At 42.9% G+C, this 22,212-nt stretch carries 18 protein-coding genes and 1 riboswitch; of the genes, 12 read left to right on the top strand and 6 right to left on the bottom strand.

The annotated features are described in order from the left end of the window. Positions 1–20: 20 nt before the first annotated feature. The 8 genes from A5870_RS10385 (at position 21) to efp (ending at position 9,745) form a co-directional block, all read left to right on the top strand. Entirely contained in the window at positions 21–1,163 is a 1,143-nt protein-coding gene (locus A5870_RS10385) for a glucose-1-phosphate adenylyltransferase (protein ID WP_016610807.1), read from the top strand. Further along, on the top strand, positions 1,153–2,304 hold the full coding sequence (gene glgD, locus A5870_RS10380; protein WP_077452536.1) for a glucose-1-phosphate adenylyltransferase subunit GlgD: 1,152 nt from the start codon (positions 1,153–1,155) through the stop codon (positions 2,302–2,304). Before A5870_RS10385 ends, glgD begins: the two co-directional genes overlap by 11 nt. Further along, positions 2,301–3,734, top strand: a complete 1,434-nt coding sequence (gene glgA / locus A5870_RS10375; RefSeq protein ID WP_086292724.1) for a glycogen synthase GlgA — start codon at positions 2,301–2,303, stop codon at positions 3,732–3,734. Before glgD ends, glgA begins: the two co-directional genes overlap by 4 nt. A 117-nt stretch (positions 3,735–3,851) precedes the next feature. Further along, positions 3,852–6,305, top strand: a complete 2,454-nt coding sequence (locus tag A5870_RS10370) for a glycogen/starch/alpha-glucan phosphorylase (protein WP_086292722.1) — start codon at positions 3,852–3,854, stop codon at positions 6,303–6,305. An 81-nt stretch (positions 6,306–6,386) separates the two neighbouring features. Then, positions 6,387–7,148, top strand: a complete 762-nt coding sequence (locus A5870_RS10365) for a hypothetical protein (RefSeq protein ID WP_086292720.1) — start codon at positions 6,387–6,389, stop codon at positions 7,146–7,148. 349 nt (positions 7,149–7,497) lie between these two features. Then, positions 7,498–8,067: a DUF2179 domain-containing protein gene (locus A5870_RS10360; protein WP_005236782.1), complete on the top strand. Its 570-nt coding sequence runs from the start codon at positions 7,498–7,500 to the stop codon at positions 8,065–8,067. 104 nt (positions 8,068–8,171) lie between these two features. Next, positions 8,172–9,110 carry a cation diffusion facilitator family transporter gene (locus A5870_RS10355; RefSeq protein WP_086293416.1) on the top strand — a complete coding sequence of 313 codons (939 nt, stop codon included), beginning with the start codon at positions 8,172–8,174 and terminating at the stop codon, positions 9,108–9,110. Positions 9,111–9,184: 74 nt separating this feature from the next. Continuing rightward, entirely contained in the window at positions 9,185–9,745 is a 561-nt protein-coding gene (efp, locus tag A5870_RS10350) for an elongation factor P (RefSeq protein ID WP_005229668.1), read from the top strand. Positions 9,746–9,807: 62 nt separating this feature from the next. Here efp and A5870_RS10345 read toward each other — a convergent pair whose 3' ends face one another. Beyond that, positions 9,808–11,019, bottom strand: a complete 1,212-nt coding sequence (locus A5870_RS10345) for a chloride channel protein (RefSeq protein ID WP_086292718.1) — start codon at positions 11,017–11,019, stop codon at positions 9,808–9,810. Between the two features lie 90 nt (positions 11,020–11,109). Then, positions 11,110–11,182, bottom strand: a riboswitch (Fluoride riboswitch). Between the two features lie 231 nt (positions 11,183–11,413). Here A5870_RS10345 and A5870_RS10335 point away from each other — a divergent pair. Beyond that, positions 11,414–12,106, top strand: a complete 693-nt coding sequence (locus A5870_RS10335; protein ID WP_081119131.1) for a hypothetical protein — start codon at positions 11,414–11,416, stop codon at positions 12,104–12,106. Positions 12,107–12,188: 82 nt separating this feature from the next. On the opposite strand, the gene A5870_RS10330 is transcribed toward A5870_RS10335, so the two are convergent. Further along, on the bottom strand, positions 12,189–12,467 hold the full coding sequence (locus tag A5870_RS10330) for a GIY-YIG nuclease family protein (protein WP_077452529.1): 279 nt from the start codon (positions 12,465–12,467) through the stop codon (positions 12,189–12,191). Then, positions 12,457–13,191 carry a tRNA1(Val) (adenine(37)-N6)-methyltransferase gene (locus A5870_RS10325; RefSeq protein ID WP_086292716.1) on the bottom strand — a complete coding sequence of 245 codons (735 nt, stop codon included), beginning with the start codon at positions 13,189–13,191 and terminating at the stop codon, positions 12,457–12,459. Before A5870_RS10325 ends, A5870_RS10330 begins: the two co-directional genes overlap by 11 nt. Positions 13,192–13,328: 137 nt before the next feature. On the opposite strand from A5870_RS10325, the gene A5870_RS10320 reads away from it, so the two are divergent. After that, positions 13,329–13,964, top strand: coding sequence for a lysophospholipid acyltransferase family protein (locus tag A5870_RS10320; protein WP_005229679.1), 636 nt, complete (start codon positions 13,329–13,331; stop codon positions 13,962–13,964). Between the two features lie 53 nt (positions 13,965–14,017). Here A5870_RS10320 and A5870_RS10315 read toward each other — a convergent pair whose 3' ends face one another. From A5870_RS10315 to anmK, 3 genes are all read right to left on the bottom strand, one after another. Further along, a complete protein-coding gene (locus A5870_RS10315) occupies positions 14,018–15,109 on the bottom strand; it encodes a DUF871 domain-containing protein (RefSeq protein ID WP_086292714.1) in 1,092 nt (363 codons plus the stop codon). Between the two features lie 117 nt (positions 15,110–15,226). After that, positions 15,227–16,522: a PTS sugar transporter subunit IIC gene (locus A5870_RS10310; RefSeq protein ID WP_005229683.1), complete on the bottom strand. Its 1,296-nt coding sequence runs from the start codon at positions 16,520–16,522 to the stop codon at positions 15,227–15,229. Between the two features lie 21 nt (positions 16,523–16,543). Then, positions 16,544–17,704 (bottom strand): anhydro-N-acetylmuramic acid kinase AnmK, encoded by a 1,161-nt coding sequence (anmK, locus tag A5870_RS10305; protein WP_086292712.1) that lies wholly within the window; start codon positions 17,702–17,704, stop codon positions 16,544–16,546. A 254-nt stretch (positions 17,705–17,958) separates the two neighbouring features. Between anmK and A5870_RS10300 the strand changes: the two genes are divergently transcribed. Further along, positions 17,959–19,080, top strand: a complete 1,122-nt coding sequence (locus A5870_RS10300; RefSeq protein WP_086292710.1) for an exonuclease SbcCD subunit D — start codon at positions 17,959–17,961, stop codon at positions 19,078–19,080. 2 nt (positions 19,081–19,082) lie between these two features. Further along, entirely contained in the window at positions 19,083–22,211 is a 3,129-nt protein-coding gene (locus tag A5870_RS10295; RefSeq protein ID WP_086292708.1) for an AAA family ATPase, read from the top strand. Position 22,212: the final 1 nt, after the last annotated feature.

The following is a 22,212-nucleotide window of genomic DNA, read 5'->3' as shown; positions in this document are numbered from 1 at the left end:
TGAGTAGATCACCAAACAAAATGAAAACAGAGATGTTAGCAATGATCCTCGCAGGGGGACAAGGGACTCGATTAGGGAAATTAACAAAGAATATTGCTAAACCAGCGGTTCCATTTGGTGGCAGATATCGGATCATCGATTTCACGTTGAGTAATTGTGTCAATTCAGGAATCAAAAATGTGGGTGTTGTCACGCAGTACCAGCCATTAGCACTTAACAACCATATCGGCAATGGTGCGAGCTGGGGATTGGATGGCATCAGTACCGGAGTGACCATCTTACAGCCATATTCAAATTCAGAAGGCGAAAAATGGTTTGAAGGAACCGCCCATGCCATCTATCAAAACATCGCCTATATCGATGAGATGGACCCGCAATATGTCTTGATTTTATCCGGCGATCATATCTATAAAATGGATTATGAAGAAATGCTGGAAAAACACAAAGAAAATGATGCTTCATTGACGGTTGCAGTTCTCGAAGTTCCGATGAAAGATGCTTCTCGTTTCGGGATCATGAATACTGATAAAAATGACCGCATCATCGAATTTGATGAAAAACCAGCCGAACCAAAAAGCAATCTTGCTTCGATGGGGATCTATATATTTGATTGGAGTCGTCTACGCAGTATGCTATTGAGTAACTACACAAAAGACGGCGAAATGGTCGATTTTGGGAAACATGTCATTCCTTCTTATCTCGAAAGCGGCGACAACGTTTTTGCCTATCGCTTCTCTGGCTATTGGAAAGACGTAGGAACAATCGATTCCTTATGGGAAGCCAACATGGAATTTATTGATCCAGCCATGGAGTTGAATATCCGTGATAAAAGCTGGCAAGTGTTCTCTAAAAATCCAATCGCACCCCCACATTTTGTGACTGAAACCGGTGCTGCAAGAAATTCGCTTGTGATGGATGGCTGCTATGTTGCTGGGGAGATCGAGCACAGCATTTTATCAGAGAATGTGCAAGTGAAAGAAGGCTCGACAATCAAAGACAGTGTGATCATGCCAGGAGCGGTGATCGGCAGAAACGTCAAATTAAACCGAGTGATCGTTGGGGAAAATGCAGTGATTGGTGACGACGCAGAAATCGATGGAACAGACGAAATTGCCGTAGTCGGCTATTCTGAAATTTTAGGGGTGACGATTGATGAGAACTAATAAAATGTGTGCGATTTTAGGGAACCTACAGCGATACCAAGACTTGATGCCATTAACGGAAAATCGTCCGCTATCAACCTTGTTATTTGATTGCAAATATCGCTTGCTAGATTTCAATCTTTCAAGTATCGAAAATGCCAATATCAAACAAGTCTATATGATTTTCAATGAAGGAGAAACGCAGTCGGTCTTCGATCATATCGGTGGCGGAAAAGAGTGGAACTTGGACGGCGTACAAAACCGGTTCTTTATCCACTTATTCCAAGACTCATTGAAAAAGCAAGCCGAAGGGCAAGAGTACTACTATAATGTCATTGACTATCTGGAAAAATCCAAATCAGATCATACTGTATTTATGGGCAGTAAGATCTTATGCAACATTGATTTGCGTGCATTGCTGAAAATTCATCAACTACAAGGCAATGAAATGACTGTGGTGTATAAACGTATCGGCAGTGATCATGTTTCTGAAAGCGACTTGTTGTTCAATGTTGACAGTGAAGGTCACTTAGAAGAAGCGATCCAAGCGAAAAAAGGGGAAGTTGGCTCCTTAGTCAATTTATGTACGGATATTTTTATTATTCAAACGGATCGACTGATCACGGCTCTTAAAGAAGGCCAAACGGTTGGCGCAACGGCGGATCTCGGTCAATTTTTAAGAGAAATGATCTCTGTAGAGAATACCGGCCTTTATGAATATACTGGTTATTTAAGTAATATTTACGACATCTCTTCTTATTATCAAACCAACATGGATATGTTAGATGTGCACAAATTCACTTCATTGCTTTATTCGAATCAAAAAATTTATACCAAATTGAAGAATGAAGTACCAACCTATTACTCGGAGACGTCTGAGGTGAAAAACAGCCATTTTGCTTCTGGTTGCATCGTGGAAGGTATGGTCGAACAGTCACTGGTTGCCCGTCGTACGAAAATCCATCCTGAGGCAAAAGTCAAAGGCGCAATCATTTTCGGGAATAACGAAATCAAAGCAGGTGCGGAAGTTTCTTATGCGATCTTAGATAAAAATGTGACCATCGCAGAAGGTGTAAAAGTTCAGGGAACCAAAGATGCGCCGATCGTTATTAAGAAGAATTCTCATGTGACAGAAGATGTTATCGGAGGAGCAAGCGCATGAAGGTTTTGTTTACAGCAGCAGAATGCGCCCCGTTTTTTAAAACAGGCGGATTAGGGGATGTTGCAGGTGCATTGCCAAAAGAGTTGGTCAAAAAAGGCGTCGAAACAGTTGTCGTCTTACCTTACTTTACGAAAATGCCTGCCGAATACCAAGACCAAATGGAGGATTGTTTTTCCTTTGAAGTGGCGGTCGGCTGGCGCAAGCAATATTGTGGGATCAAAAAATTAGTTCTAGGCTCTGTGACCTATTATTTCATAGACAATCTCTATTATTTTGGTCGCGAACGTCTCTATGATTTTTATGATGATGGGGAACGCTTTGCTTTCTTCCAATTAGCCGTGATCGAAATGATGGAACGCATTGAATTTATTCCAGACATCGTTCATGTCAATGACTACCATACGGCGATGATTCCGTTCTTGATCAAAGAAAAATATCATTGGATTCAAGCATATCAAAACATACGCACCGTTTTGACGATCCATAACATTGGGTTTCAAGGGTGGTATAGTCGCGATATATTACCAGATCTTTTTGGGATGGGTACGGAAAGATACGATGATGGAACCTTGCGCTTAAACGATTGCTTGAACTTTATGAAGGCAGGAATCTTGTATGCTGACCGCATCACGACCGTTAGTCCTTCCTATAGTGAAGAAATCAAAACCTCTGAGTTCGGCTGTGGGCTTGAAGTCATTTTACGTATGGAAAGCGGCAAACTCAGCGGCATCTTAAACGGAATTGATTATGAAATGAACGATCCAGAAACCGATCCTCATTTGGACTATCCTTTCAGTGTCGAGGATTTATCAGGAAAAGCCAAAAACAAGCGAGCGCTACAAGAACAGTTTGGCTTGCCAACTCGTAAAGAGGTTCCGTTGATTTCCGTTGTCAGTCGTTTGACCACTCAAAAGGGGTTCCATTTAGTTCTTGAAGAAATGGAAAACCTCTTGCAATTTGATGTCCAGTTTATCCTATTGGGAACCGGTGAGCATGATTTTGAAGAAGGCTTTCGTTACTTTGCGCAGAAATATCCTGACAAATGTGCCGCCGCGATTTCTTTTGATATCGCATTGGCGCAAAAGTTATACGCAGCAGCGGATCTCTTCTTGATGCCTTCCGCCTTTGAACCATGTGGACTATCGCAGATGATCGCGATGCGTTATGGTACATTACCCGTCGTCCATGAAATCGGTGGCTTGAAAGATACGGTAGATTCCTATAATCCGATCACCAAACAAGGTACCGGCTTTGGCTTTCAAGAGTTTTCACCATTCTACTTGATGAATGCCTTGAAACAAGGAATCGAATTGTACGAATCGGATCAGACAACCTGGAACGCTTTAGTCAAGCAAGCAATGAAAAAAGATTTTAGCTGGAATCAAAGCTCAGATCTTTATGTTGAGTTGTATAATACTATCAAAGTTTGATTGTTTTAAGACAGAAGAATCCTTGTCTGCAACAGAACGGTTAGTTGTATGACTAGCCATTCTGGCGGCAAGAATTCTTCTTTTTTATAAACGGTTAGCATAAAGGAGTGTAACCCTATGACAAAAGAACGATTGCGTGAACTGCTAGAAACCAACGTGCACGAACTGTTTGCGATAGAGATCGATGAAGCATCGCCGCAGGAATTGTTTCAGGCACTAGCCAATGTTGTGAAGCAATTGTATTCAGAAGACTGGCGCCAGACCAGAAAAAATCTCTTGTTGGAGGATCAAAAACAAGCGTATTATTTTTCTATCGAATTTTTACCCGGCAAAATGTTAAAGAGCAATCTGTTGAATATGCAGCTGTTGGAGCAAGCAGAAGCCGTTTTTGAAGAGCTAGGGGTTTCACTTGACGATGTTGCGGAAACAGAAAAAGACATGGCTTTAGGCAACGGGGGCCTGGGTCGCTTGGCGTCTTGTTTTATGGATTCATTAGCTTCTTTAGGTTTGCCGGGAAATGGCAATGGGATTCGCTATCGCTACGGATTATTTAAACAAAAATTTATTGACGGTCATCAAGTAGAATTGCCCGATGATTGGTTGCGTTCGGGGAATGTTTGGGAAGTCCGCAAAGAAAGCAAGGCGGTGCCAATTCGTTTCGGCGGACAGGTCTATCTCGTTACCGGAGAGGACGGAAAATTAGCCCCAGTCTATGAAGGTGGCTTTACCTGGCGGGCGGTTCCTTATGATACAGCAATGGTTGGCTATCAAAATCACAATCTCAACACCTTGCGCTTATGGAGTGTTGAGGTCCCTGCAGAAGATGAGGCGCACTATGCCACACTAGAATCGCGCCAAGCATTGGAAAATCTGACAGCGGTCTTGTATCCTGATGATTCCAATGAGACAGGCAAACGGACTCGGCTGATGCAAGAATACTTTTTTGTATCTGCAGGGATCCAAAGTATCGTCCGTTATTATAAAAAATTGAATTTACCTTTGGCCATGATGAGTGAACGAGTAGCGATCCACATCAATGATACGCACCCAGCCCTTTGCGTCCCAGAATTGATGCGCATTTTAGTTGATGAAGAAGGTCTTGCTTGGGAACAAGCGTGGTCGATCACCGTGAAAGTCATGAGTTATACGAACCATACGATTATGGCGGAAGCTTTAGAAAAATGGCCTGTGCGCATGATTGAAGAAGTTTTGCCAAGAATGGATCAGATCATTAAAGAAATTGATCGGCGCTTTGTCGAAGGAATGCAAGGGGTTCATCCACAAGCCTTACTGGATCGGACGCGAATCATTATTGATGATCAAGTCCATATGGCACATCTCGCGATCATCGGCAGCCATAGTGTCAATGGCGTAGCCAAGCTCCATTCTGATTTACTAAAATCAGTGGTACTCCATGACTTTTATCTTATTTATCCTGCCCGTTTCAACAATAAGACCAACGGCATCGCGCAACGGCGTTGGCTTCAGCTAGCCAATCAACCATTAGCCAAAGTGCTGGATCAGTCCATCGGTACAAGCTGGCGCAATGATCCATTAGACCTGCAACTGCTCAAAAACTATTATGAGGACGAAACCGTTCTACAACAAATTGCCGAAGCAAAAATGAGCAATAAACGAGCGCTGGCTCGTTACATTCAACATACGACTGGTGTCACAGTTGACCCAACAGCAATCTTTGATGTGCAAATCAAACGACTACATGCCTACAAGCGACAATTGTTAAATCTCATGCACATCTTGAAGCTCTACTTTGAGGTCAAAGACGATCCGACTGCAACGTTTCATCCAAGAGTCTTTATCTTTGGCGCTAAAGCAGCACCAAGCTATCACTATGCCAAATCAATCATCAAAGTCATCAATGAAGTGGCGAATCTGATCAATCATGATGAAAGCATCAATGACAAAATCAAAGTTGTCTTTTTAGAAAATTACAACGTTTCTTTGGCAGAAAAAATTATTCCAGCAGCGGATGTCAGTGAACAAATTTCGTTGGCTTCAAAAGAAGCATCGGGAACAAGTAATATGAAATTAATGCTGAATGGGGCAGTAACGATCGCCACTTTAGATGGTGCGAATATTGAGATTCGAGATGCGATCGGTGATGAAAACATTGCGATCTTTGGGCTAACGGAAGAAGAAGTGTATCAGTATTACGCCCAGCGTAATTATTCTGCCTATGCGTATTATGAGTCAGATCCAGTATTACAACGGGTAGTCAATGCCTTTATAGATGGGACGATCCCGAATATCCAAGTAGAAGGTCGCGAGATCTTTGATTCACTTTTGAAATACAATGATGAGTACTTTTTATTAAGAGATTTCCACGCCTATTGTGATGCACAGCATCGGGTAGATATTGCTTATCAAGATACCCATCGCTGGCAAAAAATCAGTCTAATGAATATTGCGAATGCTGGGAAGTTTTCAGCGGATGAAACGGTGCGAAATTATGCAGCAGATATTTGGCAGATCGATCCATTATTTGCCCATATCAAAGAACCAAATGCGGCAAGCTTGACGGAGTCAGTGCCTCCCTTGGGGAACAGTTGAAGTGACTTCGGTTGAAATGGTGTAGTCTTTCGTGAAATTCTCTTTTATTTGTGGTATGATGAAAAAAATGCATGTAAGAGGATGAGTACAGTGGCAAATTATTTAGATGTGAAACGAAAACACTTCCGTTTTCCTGCGTATGATGATACAGATGGGGTGAAACTGCAATCTGAGCATCGCCCCGCCTTCAGTAAAGCAGATGATTGGATTTTAACAGAAATCAAAGATACCGTGAGTCATTCTCATAAGGAAGAAAATCAATCTTTGCAGCGTAAAGTGCAGTCAAGTCAACGGGATCGCGGACATAATGTGCGTCAAAAAGAAGAACTCGCCAACCACCGTGCCAACTTACCTCAGTATGGAAAACGTCCGGTGAAAGAGCAGATGCCGACAGGAAAAACCAATTTTTTTGGCAAGGATGCTAAGCACTCTTCGTATCAAGTCACAAGCAAACAAGAACGAGCGGAAGTAGCTTCATCACCAAAAAAAGAGTACTCAGGTCGTTCGTATTTTGTTCCTAAATATATCCCAGCTTCAATAATCCCTGATGAACAAAAACCAGAAATTACGTCTGACGACCTGATGGATGCAATGGCAAAAAAACAAGAGAGTTATTTGTTATTTGATAACGAACCAGCAGCCTACCAAGTCAAAGAAGAAAATGATCCGACGGTAAAGAAATTCAATCGTCCCCAATCGGTGGGCATGACTCGTAGTGAGTTTCGCGCCAATAACAAAAAAAATAGTGATAAGAAGCGGTCCGTTCTAGATCGTTCTTTACAAGGAATGATTGAAGACGATCAACGGGAGGACTCAGCAAACGGTTATTTTCGTTCGGAGTAACTTAGCAAAAAGCAAACAAACAGCAGGAACCAGAATTGAAAGAAAGAATACGGATCAAACCAGTTAGAAGCTTAAATCTAACTGGTTTTTTGAATAGTCATTGTAACAAATGAATGTATGACAGTCGGAGGTCTGCATCACTCGATGGAGAAACTGGTTTTTGTAGATTATGAAAGAGAGTGAATCGCAAATTGTGTACTCATTTTCTGAGTGTCTTTGAAAAAAACGGTGCTTTTATTCATGGAGGTGGTTGATTGATTTTATTAAAGTGTTTTAGTAGTTAACTCCTGCTCAAATATTTTAATTTTCGCTGACCTTTTGATATGCTAAGAACAAGGGGGAATCAAAGATGGAAGTTGATTTACAAATGCTGGCGATGATTTTCTTTATCAATCTCGCCTATGTTACATTGAATACATTGCGATTTTTATTGACAATGAAAGGGTATCGTGTGATTGCCCCATTAGTGAGTATGATTGAGATCACGATCTATATTTTAGGATTATCTATGGTATTGGATCGTTTGGATAACCCACTGAATCTCTTGTTCTATGCGCTAGGCTATGCCGCTGGAGTCAGTATCGGGATCAAAATCGAAGATAAGCTGGCTCTCGGGTACACAATGGTTACCGTGATCTTGCCTAGTAATACGGATGAGGAAAAAAGTTTGCCTAAGATCTTACGACAAGAAGGCTACGGAGTTACACAAAGTTATGGAGAAGGCTTAGAAGGACCGCGACTGATTTTAGAGATTCTCTCCCAAAGAAAAAGTGAGAAAAAGCTCTATCAGACGATCAAAGCAGTGGAAGAACGAGCATTCATCATCAGTTATGAACCCAAGTATATTTCAGGCGGTTTTTGGACCAAAAAAATCAGCCGCCGAGAAGCGAAGCTAAAAAAACAAGCACCTGTTGATTGAAGGAGTTTAGTCAGGCATGATTCATTCGAGAAGAATAGCTGAGTATAAAGCAGGGAGTTTATTGATGAGAGGAAGCGTTAGGTGTGGAAAAGAAAGCAAATGGCATGATGGCGGTCATCGCTGCCTTGATCTCAAACATTTTGGTGGCAATCAGTAAGTTTGTCGGTTATGCACTAAGTGGCAGTGCGGCCATGCTGAATGAAAGCATTCATAGTGTCGTAGATTGTAGCAATCAAATCTTTTTGTTGATCGGGGATAAACGGGCAACAAAGGGACAAAGTGAACTGCATCAGTTTGGTGAAGGTCGAGCGAAATATTTTTTCAGCACGATCGTTGCCATGATGCTCTTCTTTGGTGGGGGCGCACTCGGTGTGATGGAAGCGGTAGAAAAGCTGCTGCATCCTGCCCATGAAGTTGGTAACGCTTGGTTGGTGATCGCTATTTTGATTTTCGGGATGATCGTTGAAGGAAGTTCGTTGTGGATCGCGATCAAGGAGATCCGCGAACTGAATGTGGAACGTCAACCAATCTATCGTTTTTTGAAAGAAAGTCGGCATAGTGAGATTCTGATTATTTTCACAGAAGACTTTTGTGCAATGATCGGCCTAATGATCGCACTATTTGGTACGATTTTAACCATGATTACGGGTAACGCATTTTTTGATGCCTTCAGTGGTTTATTGATTGGTCTCTTATTGATGGTAGCAGCCATTTTCTTAGCCCGCGAATTTTATAGTCTACTGATTGGCGAAAGTGTCACAAAACGGGATCTAGCAGTGATCAAAAGAGCATTTGAACGGCCAGATGTTGATCGCTTGATTGATGTTAAAACGGTGCATTTAGGACCAGCAGAAATTTTGATTGCGGCAAAAGTTGATATTGCCGCAAAACAAGAAGAGGTCGGCTATGAGATCATTAATGAGATTGAAGCCGAGATTCGACACCAGATGGCAGATAAAAAAGTCTATATTTATATTGAGACAGATGAGTATGACCCTCACTATATGGAGAAACGCCGTAAACTTGTGCGACCTTCCCACTGATTTAGCTAGAATAAAGCAGCTTTTTTTGATACAATAGACAAGGATTATCACATAGTGAAGGAGATTTCAAAATTATGATCAATGCAAGTGACTTAAGAGCTGGAATGACATTCGTTCAAGACGGCAAACTTATCAAAGTATTAGATGCTAGCCATCACAAACCAGGTAAGGGAAATACGGTTATGCGTATGAAATTACGAGACGTTCGGACTGGTTCGACTTACGATACAACCTTCCGTCCCGAAGAAAAATTTGAAAAAGCGCATATCGATACGAAAGCTGTACAATATTTGTACACAATGGATGATACAGCATTCTTCATGGATCTGGAAACGTATGAACAATACGAAATTCCAGTTGAAGTGGTCGAAGAAGAAATGAAATTCATTCTTGAAAATATGGAAGTAAAAATCCAATTCTTCGGCAGCGAAGTAATCGGCGTGCAATTACCATCAAGTGTGATCTTGAAAGTCGTTGAAACACAGCCATCAATCAAAGGGGCGACTGTGACTGGTTCAGGCAAGCCAGCAACGATGGAAACGGGCTTAGTTGTCAATGTTCCTGACTTTGTTGAAGAAGGCGAAATGCTAGAAATCAATACAGCTGAAGGTACCTACTTGAAACGTGCGAAATAAGAAAAAAACCGCGATTTGTTCGCGGTTTTTTCTTTTGCTCTGGATGAGGGATCAAAAGTACATCATTTCCCATCTGCCAATGACTTTTGTAAGGGATAGATACTATAGGAGTTGCTGACAAAGTAGGCGACGGAGCAGACGATCACAAACAAGGGCAGATTTTCAAAACCAAAAACTTCCCCACCGATAAAGATTGGTGCAAATAAAGTGCTAGTAGCACTGCCAAAGACACTGGCATAGCCTAGGGCTGCCACCAGTTCGATAGGCAGTCCAAAGAGTGGTGCCAGCACGACGCCCAAAGAGGCGCCAATCGCAAACAAAGGGGTAACTTCTCCACCCAAAAAACCAATACTGATGGTCAGTACGGTTAACACCAACTTAAACAGCCAGTCATAAGAATAAATGGGTTGATCAGCAAAACTGGCGCTGATCAAATTCGTTCCTAAACCTGAATAACGACCATGGTACAAAAGGACAAAAAGTAAAACCAGTACGAGTGAACCGATGCCGATACGCCAGAGAGGATGAGGAAACCGCCGTTTCATGATCCGTTTCATCGTTTCTAATAATCCCGCAAAACTGCCGCCAACAATACCAAATAGTAAGCCAATCAAAAGTAATTTCAGAAAAACAGCCAAAGTCAAATCAGGGGACGGTGACAAAGCAAAACTAAACTTTTCTAATCCTAACAATTGAGAAGTCGTACTAGCGGTGAAAGCAGCCAGCAAAGTCGGTAAGAGTGCATGATGACTGAATTTACCGATGACAAGTACCTCCAGTGCGAAGAACGTCGCAGCGATCGGGGTTTCAAATAAACCAGCAAATCCCGCAGCCATCCCAATCATGATCAGGGTGCTGGCATACTTTTCTAGTCGCAGCCATTTTCCTAAACGGTTGGCAATGGTGGCTCCTAATTGAACTGCCACCCCTTCTCTGCCGGCACTTCCTCCAAATAAATGCGTTAGCCAGGTTCCCACCATCACAAATGGGATCAAGCGCAACGGAATGTCTTTTTCTTCTTCATATCCGACTAAAAACACTAAATTCATTCCTTGAGGACTTCGGTCACCATACTTTTGGAACAGGAAAGTAAAGCAAATACCGATAATTGGTAAAAAGAGAATCAAGGGCAAAAAATGACTTTCACGAAAGGCACTTAAGGAAAGTAGGATTTTACCAAAGAAAGTATCGACGGCTCCAGCAAGCACCCCAATCACCAGACTGAGCAATCCTATTGCAACCAGTTCAAAATACGTTGTTTTTTGTTTCTTCATTTCTATCACGATCCTTTAAAAAAATAGGAATAATGCTCTTGCAACTATGATGAACGAGTGAAAATAAAAAATGACTACTACACACTAAAAAAAGTGGTAGAAGTCATTAGCAAAATTGCGGTTTCAGTAAGAACTGAGGGAGACATTCATTCCCGATTAGCATTAATATTATCTGATAAAACCCTCCTTTTGTCAATGGATGCTGGTCGTGAAAAGCAATCCAACGAATACTTATCTTTTATACATACTTATGGTAAAATTAATTTCATAAGAATTTACATGTGAATTGTGCGTCGTAAGAGTCACTGACAAGAAAAGGGATGAAAGGACGATCCTTCTACTGTTTGACCAAGGGAAAAACAGTGGGCAGGGAGGAATCGAAGGGGAAGAAAAAATGATTGCATTTATGACGAGCGAAAAATGGCTGCAAAGTGAGCGTTTTTACTATGTGATCCTACCAATTCTCATGGTGGTTGGTTTGATTGCGTTATTAGGGTTCCTGATGGTTCTGCTTTATCGAGAAAACCGCAACCCGAAAGTGACGCTATTGCTTGGCGGCATAGTCGTTACGTGTCTATTAGGTTTTTTTATTGGTGATCAAATGTATGGTGAATTCAAAACGTATAATGCGCTGATCACACCGAATATCCGAGACCGCGAAAAAATGTTTCTAGGCTATAAATATTACGAATCTGATACTACAGCAATTTATCAGCGCATCCAAAGCAATGAAGCGATTGAAACTTTAGGGATCTATCAAGCAATACCGGTGGAACGGGAGATTGAATATCTTGGTTCTGCGCATAACTCCGTATATTTTAAAATGGGCGCCCAGATTTACTATGCTCGCTATCAACCGACATTTGTGGAAGAGGAAACAACTGCTAAACTGCAGGGGGTTCAATACCATTTGACGGATCCTTCCTTTGAAACAATTGGATTCTATTCCGAAACCAACAACTATTTAACGGCAATTACGATTCCAAAGACCCAAGAAACCCTCGAGTATCAATCCGTTGATTCTGTGATCCCGAAAGAATTCGGGAAAAGTCAAACCCAATGGGCGTTACCGAATAGGAATGAATAACCATAAAAGAAAACTACCTAAGTCACGCAAGGAAGTTTCCTCAAGCAGGAATCTTCCTTGCGCAGGTAGTTTTTTGGCTTGGTCAGATAACATTGCTTTTCCTATGACTGATTAGGTAGTCCTCTTTCTTTTTGCGAGGCAATTTTTTGAAGGCGGCTTCTGCTTGAGTGGCTTCACTGCGAGTGGAAAAGCTTTCTGCATGAATCATTTGCACAGGTCTGCGACTAGCAGGACGGGTATATTTTGCCCCGATCCCTTTGTTGTGCTCTAATAAGCGGCGACTCAAATCTGTGGTATAACCACCGTAGAAGGACTGATCGTTGCAACGCAAGACATAAAAATAATGATTCTCAGCAGCCATAGAGCATCGCCTTCACTTCTGAACTATAGGCACCTGTTTCATCATAGGTAATGAGAGGGGAATCAATTTTAAAGCCATCCGCCTTACCATCCTTGATTCCTTCAATCAATAAAATATTTGCCTCTTTGCCTACTTTCGGATAGACGAAGCGGACGCGTTTTGGGGCGATTCGATGGGCACGCATATGGTCCAAAATATCAAGAAAGCGATCCGGTCGATGAACCATCGCAAACCGTCCGTTCATTTTTAATGCTTTGCTTGCGGTTTGGATCACTTCATCTAAAGTTGTGGTGATCTCGTGCCGTGCGATCGCAAAATAGGGATTCGGGTTTTTGATCGCCGTCGGTACATTTTTAAAATAAGGCGGATTGCAGACCAAAAGATCGACGGAATCAGGTTTGATTTTTTGAAAGAGGTCCTTCAAGTCCATAGGATAGACCGTCAGCTGGTCTTGCAAGTCGTTTAATTCGATACTGCGCTGCGCCATATCCGCTAAGCGTTCCTGTAATTCGACCTGATAAATATGAGCGGTCGTTTTTTTGCTGATAAATAAACCGACTGCACCATTCCCTGCACAAAGGTCAACGATCACACCTCTTTTTGGCACTCTAGCGTAATTTGCTAATAAGACAGCATCTAATGAAAAAGAAAAAACTTCGGAACTTTGAATGATCTTGATGTCATCGGCATACAATTGGTCGATGCGTTCGTTCGGTTGCAACATGAAGCATACTCCTGTTCTAAATTCATTTCAATGTATTATACTACGATTAAGAATAATGGGAAACGCTAAAAAATGCTTGTCATTTAAACCGTTTTTTTGCATACTTGAATAGGAGAGAAATAGAAAGGAAAATGAGTATGTTTTTTCGCTTTATGCGCGGTGTGGTTCGCGTAGTATTATTTTTGATCAACGGCAATGCTCGTTATCAAAACAAAGAGGTTTTACCTAAAAATGAAAACTATATTTTAGTGGCTCCTCACCGAACCTGGTGGGATCCATTGTACCTAGCAGTGGCTGCTCGGCCAAAGAAATTTAGTTTTATGGCGAAAGAAGAGCTGTTCAAAAACCCGATTTTACGGTTCATTTTGATCCATGCCAATGCTTTTCCAGTCAAACGGGACAAACCGGGACCGAGTGCGGTAAAGACGCCAGTCAAAATCTTGAAGGAAACCGATCTTAGCTTGATCATGTTTCCAAGTGGTACCAGACATGCAACGGCTTTAAAAGGTGGCATGGCGTTGATCGCAAAAATGGCCAAAGTCAAGATCGTTCCCTCTGTTTATCAAGGACCGCTGACGTTAAAGGATTTATTTAAACGCAAGCGAGTGACTGTCCGCTTTGGGGAGCCCATTGACATCAGTGACATCAAAAAGATGGACAAAGAGGGCTTGGCGGAAGTGGAACGGCGCATCCAAGGTGCATTTGACACACTGGATCAAGCGATCGATCCGTCATTTGTTTATCAAATCGATGAGTCCAAAAGAGAAGATTAATACGCAAGAAAAGCCGCTGATCCTTTTGTGATCAGCGGCTTTTTTCTAACGATTTAGTCCAACAATTCGAAAGCAAATTTGGTCCATGGTTTCAAATATTCCAACAAAGGCAACTCCTCTTTGGGAATAGCGCCGACTTTGTTTTTTCGGGCGTCTTGGTGAGGGGTCAAAACGATCTGCAATTCGTTTTTGTACTGACCAAAGGTATCATTGCCGATAACGATGTCCCCATAGGCAAAAGGTTCTTGGTTTGTATGAGGGAGGTTTTCGATGGGACGGTACTTCACCCGTGACTGTGTGGAACGAGCGACTAACGCATTACTGTCACCACGACGAAAATGATTGGTTTCGGCTAATATTCTTCGTTCGATTTCGCTGGCGTCTGCGTCTACGAGAACGCCAAAGGTCAGCTTGTAACGATCGATCGCCGCCAGAGCTTTCAGCTCTGCATCCGACGCATAGGCATTGCCAATAATCACCGTATCGATCAACCCAGAAGCAAAAAGCAGTTTCCCTTGCAGCGCCAATGGTAAATCTCGACAAGATTCTAAGGTCGGTAAGCCATCATTGACTTCCCAAGGGCCAATTTTGGCTGATTGACTAGTGATGAAGGCGGCTGTTTTCAACCCGTATTTTTTAAAACGTTGGCTGCAGCTGCGGAAAAAAGTATCCGTTAAGCCTGTGCCTCGTTGGGGGTAAAAATTGTGGCAGCCATATAAAAAAGGTTCATTGGCTTGATAAGAAAGGATATTTTCTAAATAGTTCACATCATTACTCATGTTCAATTCAATCGCCAAGCCAAATGGATTAAAGGTCAGCTGGGCTTCTTTATTGCCATCAAACCCTTGATCCAAGCGGATACCGTCCGCACCTAATTCTGCAAAGAAGCTAAGATCGTCATAAGAGATCGCCAGATCACTAAAAACAGCAGGCGAAATATCTACTATCGTTTCAAAGCCAAGGTTCTTGGCAAAGCCGATAATCGAAGAGAATTTTTTTCTGACGGTCTCTTTGCCTTCACTGACTTCTAGCATACTCATAAATAAGCGAGAGTAACCAAGGGCAGCAGCTTTTTTTAAATAGTCTTGATCCAGTAAAGGATCGCTATGGTCGGGGTAAATCGAAAGGCCAATTTCTCGTTTCAATGGTTTTCCTTCTTTCTAAAAAACCGCACGAAGCACCTCTTGGCATTGGAAAAAGCTGCTGAGGAAGGCTTCTTCTGTTTGTCTTGGTGGGTGCTTCGTACGACCGTTATTTACACATTATTGTGCGACTGGTTGATTTTCTTTTTCCAATTCGTTTTTGTCATAGATTTTTACGAATGGGTAATAGATCAGGATCGATAAAAGAATCAAAAGAACATTCAGCACGATCGCACGCCAATCGCCGCCAGTCGCTAAGAAAGCGCCAATTGGTCCAGGCAATGTCCAAGGGGCATTGACCGTAACTGCATTGACTAAACCAGCTGAGGTAGCGACCCACGCAATGACGCCATTGATCAGTGGTGCAATGATGAAAGGTGGGATCAAGATTGGGTTCAAAACGATCGGTGTACCGAAAATCAGTGGTTCGTTGATGTTGAAAATAGCTGGGATCAAGGCTGTTTTTCCTAGCTTTGAACCGAATTCCGATTTGGTGCGAAACGCTAACAAGATAGCCAAACCAATCGTTGAACCAGCCCCACCGATCCAGATGAACCATTGATAAAATGGTTCGGCTGCGATATTGGGAATCATATCTCCTGAAGCAAGCGCAGTCGTATTTCCTTCCAATAACTGCAACCATAATGGACGAGCCAGTGAACCAACGATAGAAGCACCATGGATCCCGAATGACCAGAAGAAGGTCGTCAAGAAGGTGATCAAAAGCACACTTGGCAAGGTGTCTGCGGCACTGACTAAAGGATCGACGACTTTTGCCACGATCGTGTGCCAGTCAAAGCCGATATAGTAAGTGATCGCACCCATTCCTAAAATAATGACTAAGGTAGGGGTTAAGGCTTCGAAAGAGCGAGCGACTGCAGGTGGGACTTGTTCTGGCATCGTGATTTTAAATTTCGATTTGTCCGTTAACCGATAGATTTCAACGGCAAGAATCGAGGTGATGATCGCCACGAACATACCAGCACTCCCTAAATTGGCCATTGGCAAGACAAAGCCGACCGTTCCAGCAGCATCCAAGGCTTCTGCTGGGATATTGACAGGGGTGAAGGTCAGTAAGAAGGCGGTCGTAGCTAGGATCCCGCCAGAAAGACCATCAAGCTTATAAGAGCGAGAAAGACTGTATCCGATCCCGAATGCCGCATACAAGCTCATAATGTACATCGTCATTCGATAAGGCAATAAGATCGTTGTGGCATTGCTAGACAAGAATTGATAGATGCCCCAACTTTGAGGCAGCGGTGGAAAGGCTAAAATCATAAAGAACGAACTGACGATGATCAATGGCAAGGTTGAAACGATCCCGTCACGAACCGCCCGCAAGTGACGCTGGCTGCCAAGTTTTTCCATCGGTCCTGCCAAATGGCGCTCGATGAATTGAGTGAATTTATCTAACATGGTTTATCCTCCTAAGGTGTTTTACATTTTTGCTTCCCATGGATTCGGAATGATTTTCCCTAAAATCACGCCTTGGGCTGCCCCGGTTGCTGCAGGGGCATTGTTGACACGGCTGTGAAGGGTTTCATTTCCTAAGATGGCAAAAGCCACCGCTTCTTTGGCATCGTTCGAACCGCCAATGTCATCTTGTGTTCCAACGGCTACTGATTCTGGTAAATAGCCTTGGATCAGCTCAATCAGCAGATGATTGTGGGCACCGCCCCCCGAGAGAATCACTTCTAGATCGTTTGTTCCCAACTGAGGAAAAATGAACCGTTGGTAACTGTCAGCAATGGAAAAAGCGGTGAAATCGGTCAAAGTCCTCACCAAGTCTTCAGGTGCTGCTTCGGGATACTTGGTCAATAACTGCTGCACGAATTGTTTTCCAAAAAGCTCACGCCCGGTGCTTTTCGGCGGTTGCTGGGACAAATAAAAATGAGTTCTTAATTCCTTTTGCAAGGCTGGTATAATTGCTCCCGCACGGGCTGTTTCACCAAACGCATCATAAGGCTGATCGAATAGCTGAACCATTAATTCATCGATGACCATGTTTCCGGGACCTGTATCAAAGGCATACAGCTCGTTTAAGCTGCCACTTTTTGGTAGTACAGTAACATTGCCGATGCCGCCAATATTTTGCAGCAAACGATTTTTGGTGTCTGATTGATAGAGCAGATAATCTGTATAAGGAACAAGAGGGGCGCCTTGACCGCCAGCAGCCATATCCATCACTCGAAAATCGGCGACGACTTTCGTTTGTAAGCCATAAGCGATAATCGAAGGTTCGCCAATTTGCAAGGTGCTGTTTTTCGCTGGATCAGAATCGGGGGAGTGCCAGATCGTTTGTCCGTGGCTGGCAACAAAATCAATGCTTTTTTCTTCAATACCAGCTTTTTGGCAGAGGATTTGACACGCTTTCAAAAATTGATATCCTAATTCAGTATTTAATTGGCAGATGAGGGGAACATTTGATTCCACCGGATCACAAGCGGTTTTTATTCGTTCCTTCAATTCTTCACCAATGGGTAGTGTGACCATTTCCATCAGCTGTACGTCTGTTTCGGTGCCGCAGCCATTGATTTTTACTAAAGCAGCGTCGATCCCATCCAAACTGGTTCCTGACATTAGTCCTATTGCAAGCATAGCGTTTCTCCTTTCTTTTAGAATAGTGATGAAAGCGATTGTTGAATTCGATTTCACACTCATTGTAAATGAAGTGTAATTATATTTCAAGATATAAATTTATAATTGAAAAAACATTTCAACATAATGATGTCAGGCGTTCGCTCTTTTTATCAAAAATGGGTGGTAAGTGAAATTTCGCTGGCAGAGAGATGTCTAACGATCAGGGAAAGTGGTATAATGGTTGGAAGGATATTTTTTAAGAAGGTGAAGAAATGCGCTTTATACATACAGCTGATTGGCACATCGGAAAAAAACTACATGGCTATGATCTGCTGGAGGACCAGCGAGCAATTATCGATCAAATCATTGCGATCGCTTTAGAAGAAAAAGCCGATGCCATCGTCATTGCGGGGGACCTTTATGATCGTTCTGTTCCTGCTGTTGATGCAGTCAAATTACTAAATGAAAAAATCGCTGAAATCAATTTAACGAATGAACTGCCATTATTGGCTATCTCAGGAAACCATGATAGCCCAACGCGGCTAGAAACCGGCAGTCAGTGGTTTCAACAAACACGTTTTTATCTGTCCACTAGCATCGAACAAAGTTTACAATCGGTTGAGTTTGACGATACACAATTCTTTTTACTGCCTTATTTCGAACCGATCGAGGCCCGGATATTTTTTGACGAACCGTTAATGAAAATTTCAGATAGTGTCCAAAGAGTGATTGAGGAGATGACCAAGCACTTTGATTCGTCAAAAAAACAAGTGTTAGTGACCCATTTTTTTGTGGCGGGCGCTAGCCAAACGGATTCTGAAACGAAAATTCAAGTTGGCGGATTGGACAGTGTGCCGACCACCGCTTTTGCACCTTTTGATCGGGTGGTTTTAGGCCATTTACATGCCAATACGGCTCTGAAACATCCGAAAATCGGCTACAGCGGCTCACCGCTGAAATTTTCTCTTTCTGAACGGACGAACCAAAAAGGGATCTATCTTGTTGATACCGTAAAAGATACCAATGAATTTATTCCGCTGACACCAAAAAGGGATATCCAGCAGCTGACGGCGTCCTTTGAGGAGTTGATCGATCCGGTTTTTTACCGTGATCTGGATCGTGAGGCGTTTTGGCATTTTCTGCTGACGGATCGTGCTGTGATCCCAAATATGATGAATCAGTTGCGAAAAATTTATCCGTTTATTTTATCTGTCGAACGGTTGAATGGACGGGAACAGACAAAAAAAAGACAATTAACGACACGAGAAACCGATCCACAGACTTTGATCAGTCATTTCTTTCAAGAGATGACAGGAGATTCATTGCTCGATTCACAAACCAAATGGATCGAACAAGGGTTAAATGAAGCATTTGTCGTGGAAAAGAGGGAATAGTCATGCAACCAAAGTCTTTACAAATGAAAAATTTTGGGCCATTCATCGATGAAAAATTGGATTTCAGTCAGCTGCAAGCTGGCGGGTTGTTTTTGATCAGCGGTAAAACTGGTGCAGGAAAAACGACGATTTTCGATGGAATGACATTTGCCTTATTTGGTGAAACATCGGGGAATCTGCGTTCAGGCAAAGAAATGCGTTCGATGTTTGCTTCACCAACCGAAGAGACCAGCGTCACGTTTACTTTTGAACATCAGCGTTTTACCTACCAGATCCAACGGAAACCGGAACAAACGTTAGCAAAAAAACGTGGTGACGGGGTCACCAACCAAACGGCAAAAGTTCAATTGACGATTTTTGACGCAGATGGCAAAGAGAAAAAGCAGATCAGTAAACGGACAGAGGTTGATGCGTTTATCAAGGATCTGCTGCAACTGGATGCCAAACAGTTTTTTCAAATCATGATGTTGCCGCAAGGAGAATTTCGTAATTTTCTGATTGCTAGCAGTAATGAGAAAGAACGCGTTTTGCGAAATCTATTTGGTACGGAAATGTACCAGCAATTTAATGAATGGCTAAAAGAGCAGGTCAAAGCGCAAAGCAGAAAGCTTGAACATCAGCAACTAGTCGCTTCGCAGATCATGGAGCGTTTTGAATGGGAAGAAGAGCAGGAAGTTTTAACGGTTGCGGAATGTCTGACTTTGTGGGGGCAAGATTTAGAAAAACAACAGATTCAACTTCAGCAGTTATTGCAGAGAAAAGACCAGACAATGCAAGAAATGAAAGCTGCGCAAGAGGCTTTTTACCGTGCAAAAGAAATCGAAAATGCGCGGATCGAAAGGCAAGGTCTACAAGAAAAAGCCCGAGAGTTGCATGCTAAAAAAACCGAGATCGCTCAGAAAAAAGCCCAGTTGAACCAGTTGGTGTGGGCGCTTGAACATCAAGAAATCATGCAGCAAAAAGAAGAACGAGTGAAAGAAGCACAGCAAGCTGCTCAGCAAATCAACGAAACAAAGCAGCAACTGCAAGAAATTCAGCAGCAACAAATAAGCTGGCAAGACCAACGATTGTTGATTGACGGCATCAAGAAAAAACAGGAAGCTGCTAGTCAAAAAGTTCAACGAATCCAGCAGCAGATCCCGCTAGCACAGCGCACACAAGCCCAGCAAGAGGAAGTGGCGCAGCTTGAAAAAGCCGCACAACAACAGACCATCGAGTTAACGAAAATAAATCAAGCGCAAGCACGTGCCAAAACGCAAGCACAGCATCTTGCAGAAGAAATCGATACCTTGCGAGGGTTTCAAGCAGAAGCGGTGAAATTGGTAGAAACGCAGGCTCAGGTAGAAAAATGGCAGCAGGCAAAAATGCTGTTTCATGAAGCCGAGCAAAAAGCAGGGGAACAGCAACAAATTCATTCGGAGTTAGTCCTTGAACAACAGCAATTGACAGCATCCTTGCTGGAGCTGCAAAAAACGCTAAAACAAGAGACCAGTCAAAATGCTCGAATGCAAATTGCTCGGCTTCGCCTTTTACTGGAAGAAAATGAACCCTGTCCGGTTTGCGGATCCTTGGATCATCCGAATACACAGGAGCACACGACCTATCGCATCGAAGACATCATTGCCAGTGAGCAAAGACTTGAGCAAACACAAGAAAAATTGACGAAGATCCAACAGCAAGTATCGGCAAATCAAACGCTGCAGGAGCAAGCCACATTGCGAATCAGCGAATGGCAAGCCACCAGTGCTGCTGCGCAGAAGCAAGTGGCATTCGCTTGGACTGCAGTTCAACAGGCATTTGCTGCCTTGCAGCCGATAGAAAACCAAGAGGCGATTACCGAGGAAACGACGGTAGCGGAACTAAAGAAACGGCAATCGTTTAATCAACAAAAAGCCGCTTCTTATGAAGAAGCGCAGAAGAAACATCAGGCAGTAAATGAGCAGCTAGCAACATTCAATGAGTCCTATCAGCAAGTCAGTGAGCAAGTGAAAAAAGCTCAAGAAGCGCGCCAGCTTGCGGAGGGGAAATTGGCTTCTTTGCAGGAACAACTTGCCGGCGCAACGTATGAACAATTACAAGCTGATTTAGGAGAAACCAATGGTTTACTAATGGAATATACGCAACAAATCGAGGCGGATGCCCGACAAGAAGCGCAGATAAACGAGCAACAAGCGATCCTATCAGAGAAGCTGAAAAATCTGCAGCAATTTTGTGAAGAAAAGCAAGCGGCTAAGACAAAAGCAGAACAACGACTGACGCAGCGACTCCAAGAAGCTGGTATGACTGAAGAAACGATGCGGGACTTGATTGCCCAAGCCCCTCAAACAACCGTTCTCTCAGAAGAAATCAAAACCTATGAGCAAGAAACGGCGTTTGTTCAGCAGCGGCTAGCATTGTTAGATGCGCAGTTAAAAGAGCAAGCTACGATAGATTTAAACCAATTGGAAACGGCCTATCTTCAGTTGCAAACTGTGATGGAGGAATTGCAGCAAGAAACAGTCCGCAAACAGGAGAAAGTCAATGGCAATCAACGGTTGTTTGACGAGTTGCAAGTCATTTATCAGAAAAATGTCGAAGAACTTGCCCAATTAGGCCAACTTCAGCAATTAGCAGAAACCATCAATGGTGAAAACGTCAAAAAAACCAGTTTGGAACGGTATGTACTACAGCAATTTTTGACGGAGATCTTAGAAGTCGCCAACGAACGCTTGGCCCGTTTGACCCGCGGCCGTTATCAATTTGAATTAGCAGATAAAGTCGGGAGCTATCGGAGCTCAACAGGATTAGAGATCGATATCTATGACGATAATGCCGGTCAAGTCAGAAGAGCCCATACGCTGTCAGGTGGCGAAAGCTTTATTGCAGCCTTAGCGTTGGCGATCTCTTTGGCAGATGTGATCCAGCAACGAGCTGGCGGGATTGAGATCGAAGCACTCTTCATCGATGAAGGCTTTGGCTCGCTTGATGAAGAATCATTGGAAATGGCGATGGAAGCATTAGAAATGATCGAAAATGAAGGTCGCATGATTGGAATCATCAGTCATGTTCGAGAATTGCGGGCAAGAATCATGCAACAAGTTTTCGTAGAGACTAACGGCAGCGGGCAAAGCCGGATCCGAATAAAAGAATAAG

Origin of the sequence: Enterococcus sp. 2G9_DIV0600, from assembly GCF_002140615.1 — a bacterium.
GTDB lineage: Bacteria > Bacillota > Bacilli > Lactobacillales > Enterococcaceae > Enterococcus_D > Enterococcus_D innesii.
This window is presented reverse-complemented; position numbering and strand designations above follow the sequence as displayed.

Coding starts and splice junctions, on each gene's coding strand:
- A5870_RS10325 (WP_086292716.1), bottom strand. CDS start 13,191: ATGTTGCAACCGAACGAACGCATCGACCAATTGTATGCCGATGACATC.
- A5870_RS10300 (WP_086292710.1), top strand. CDS start 17,959: ATGCGCTTTATACATACAGCTGATTGGCACATCGGAAAAAAACTACAT.
- A5870_RS10385 (WP_016610807.1), top strand. CDS start 21: ATGAAAACAGAGATGTTAGCAATGATCCTCGCAGGGGGACAAGGGACT.
- A5870_RS10330 (WP_077452529.1), bottom strand. CDS start 12,467: ATGGCTGCTGAGAATCATTATTTTTATGTCTTGCGTTGCAACGATCAG.
- A5870_RS10360 (WP_005236782.1), top strand. CDS start 7,498: ATGGAAGTTGATTTACAAATGCTGGCGATGATTTTCTTTATCAATCTC.
- A5870_RS10320 (WP_005229679.1), top strand. CDS start 13,329: ATGTTTTTTCGCTTTATGCGCGGTGTGGTTCGCGTAGTATTATTTTTG.
- A5870_RS10365 (WP_086292720.1), top strand. CDS start 6,387: ATGAGTACAGTGGCAAATTATTTAGATGTGAAACGAAAACACTTCCGT.
- glgA (WP_086292724.1), top strand. CDS start 2,301: ATGAAGGTTTTGTTTACAGCAGCAGAATGCGCCCCGTTTTTTAAAACA.
- A5870_RS10370 (WP_086292722.1), top strand. CDS start 3,852: ATGACAAAAGAACGATTGCGTGAACTGCTAGAAACCAACGTGCACGAA.
- A5870_RS10335 (WP_081119131.1), top strand. CDS start 11,414: ATGATTGCATTTATGACGAGCGAAAAATGGCTGCAAAGTGAGCGTTTT.
- efp (WP_005229668.1), top strand. CDS start 9,185: ATGATCAATGCAAGTGACTTAAGAGCTGGAATGACATTCGTTCAAGAC.
- A5870_RS10345 (WP_086292718.1), bottom strand. CDS start 11,019: ATGAAGAAACAAAAAACAACGTATTTTGAACTGGTTGCAATAGGATTG.
- A5870_RS10355 (WP_086293416.1), top strand. CDS start 8,172: ATGATGGCGGTCATCGCTGCCTTGATCTCAAACATTTTGGTGGCAATC.
- A5870_RS10295 (WP_086292708.1), top strand. CDS start 19,083: ATGCAACCAAAGTCTTTACAAATGAAAAATTTTGGGCCATTCATCGAT.
- A5870_RS10310 (WP_005229683.1), bottom strand. CDS start 16,522: ATGTTAGATAAATTCACTCAATTCATCGAGCGCCATTTGGCAGGACCG.
- glgD (WP_077452536.1), top strand. CDS start 1,153: ATGAGAACTAATAAAATGTGTGCGATTTTAGGGAACCTACAGCGATAC.
- anmK (WP_086292712.1), bottom strand. CDS start 17,704: ATGCTTGCAATAGGACTAATGTCAGGAACCAGTTTGGATGGGATCGAC.